The sequence below is a fragment of the Bacillus sp. AFS001701 genome (genome assembly GCF_002559405.1).
In the GTDB taxonomy this organism is placed as follows: Bacteria; Bacillota; Bacilli; order Bacillales; family Bacillaceae_G; genus Gottfriedia.
This window is the reverse complement of sequence record NZ_NTZO01000296.1, coordinates 1-1,684: the sequence shown is the minus strand read 5'-3', so window position 1 is coordinate 1,684 and position 1,684 is coordinate 1. Positions and strand designations below refer to the sequence as shown.

General features: G+C 31.6%; 2 protein-coding genes. One reads left to right on the top strand and one right to left on the bottom strand.

The window, feature by feature from the left end; all coding sequences use genetic code 11:
- Positions 1-70: 70 nt before the first annotated feature.
- The gene (gene comER / locus CN514_RS18400; RefSeq protein WP_098233850.1) at positions 71-886 is read right to left on the bottom strand and encodes a late competence protein ComER; all 816 of its coding nucleotides are present in this window, start codon (positions 884-886) and stop codon (positions 71-73) included.
- An 89-nt stretch (positions 887-975) separates the two neighbouring features.
- Between comER and CN514_RS18395 the strand changes: the two genes are divergently transcribed.
- Positions 976-1,593: a helix-hairpin-helix domain-containing protein gene (locus tag CN514_RS18395; protein WP_098233849.1), complete on the top strand. Its 618-nt coding sequence runs from the start codon at positions 976-978 to the stop codon at positions 1,591-1,593.
- Positions 1,594-1,684 lie beyond the last annotated feature (91 nt).

Here is a 1,684-nt window from a genome sequence, read left to right as displayed (position 1 = left end):
TTGTTAGACGTACAAAATTGAATTTTGTATTTTTGTTACGAATGGAGTAAAGCAGTATAATTATTTTTAATCAAAATTGTTCCTTTACACGCTCAATTTCCTTTTCAAACTTATCATGTGTTTTTTCAAAAATTTCTTCGAATAAATCTCCAACACGAGCTTCTAATACTTTAATACCTTCTCCAGTTATTCCGCCTTTTACACATACCTTTTCTTGAAGTGTTTCAAGGGTAAAATGTTTTTGTTCAATTAGTTTTCCAAAACCAATAATCATTTCTTCTGCTAAGATCGTTGCTTGCTCTTTTGAAATTGAAGTTTGACAAACAGCAGCATCGATAAATTTTTGAAGTAAGTAACTAAAAAATGCAGGTCCACAGCTTGCGATATCCGATGAAACTCTTGTGATATCTTCTGTAATCATGACTGGTTTAGATATGTTCGAAAAAAGCTCGATTATTTGTTCCTTAATTTTGGCCGTACACCTATTCCCGAAATTAACTAAAGTTACCCCACTCAATGCTTGATTTGTAATACTTGGAATAACGCGTGCAACTTGACAGGGTAATATCGCCTCTAATTGATCAACATTAATCGGACTAGTGATCGATATAACGCAATGTTTTTTAGTGAAATGTTTTTGTAAAGATGATAATAGTGGCTGAATTTCTAAAGGTTTTACACACACTAATACAATTTCTGAAGCCGTAATTACTTCTTTGGCTGTCTCAACTACATTTAAATCAGGATATATATTTTTTAGCTCATAAGCTTTATACATTGAACGGTTTGTAACAGTTAATTCGGAGGGCTTCACGGCATTTGATTTTATTAATCCATTGAGCAAAATGGTGCCCATATTTCCTGTACCTATGATTCCTACGTTCATGAGTGCATCCCTTCCTTTGCATACATTCTCTCCTACACTATATGAAGCAAGGTCGAAAATAATGATTAAGTTAAAATGGAGGACTAATAATGAAAAAGTTAATTCATAATAAACTAGTTTGGATTTGTCTCGTAATTGTCGGTATTTTAGTTGTAAATTTTTATCAAACTGAGCATAAAAATGAAGTAGTTTTTGCAAAGAAATCACTCGAAGAAAAAATAGAAAAGAAGAACGATGATCAGAAAAAAGAAGTTAGTATACCAGTGAATTCGAAAGTATTTATGGTTGATGTAAAAGGAGCAATTCAAAAACCAGGTGTAATCCAATGTAACGAAGGAGAACGTGTTTTTGATGTGATTAAATTGGCAGGAGGATTTAAAGAAAAAGCTGATGTTAATAAGGTTAATTTAGCTAAAAAAATAGTTGACGAGATGGTCATTTATGTACCATTTATTGGAGAAGAAACCGATCAGACTATAATGACTAATAGGGGGGATGAAACCAAACAAAATGAGATGATTGATATAAACCATGCATCACAGTCAGAATTGGAAAAAATTCCAGGTGTTGGTCCAGCAAAAGCAAAAAATATTTTAGATTATATTGATAAAAACGGACCGTTTACTTCAGTAGAACAATTAGAGTCCGTAAATGGAATTGGCAAAAAATCGCTCGAAAAAATGACTCCGTTTATTGTCATTCGCTAAATTAAAATGAGTATTTATCTGGCTTATATTGTTTTTGTACAAATAATTACAATCGTCTTTTTTAAAAGTTATAATTTATTCTCTATATTAA

Coding starts and splice junctions, on each gene's coding strand:
- comER (WP_098233850.1), bottom strand. CDS start 886: ATGAACGTAGGAATCATAGGTACAGGAAATATGGGCACCATTTTGCTC.
- CN514_RS18395 (WP_098233849.1), top strand. CDS start 976: ATGAAAAAGTTAATTCATAATAAACTAGTTTGGATTTGTCTCGTAATT.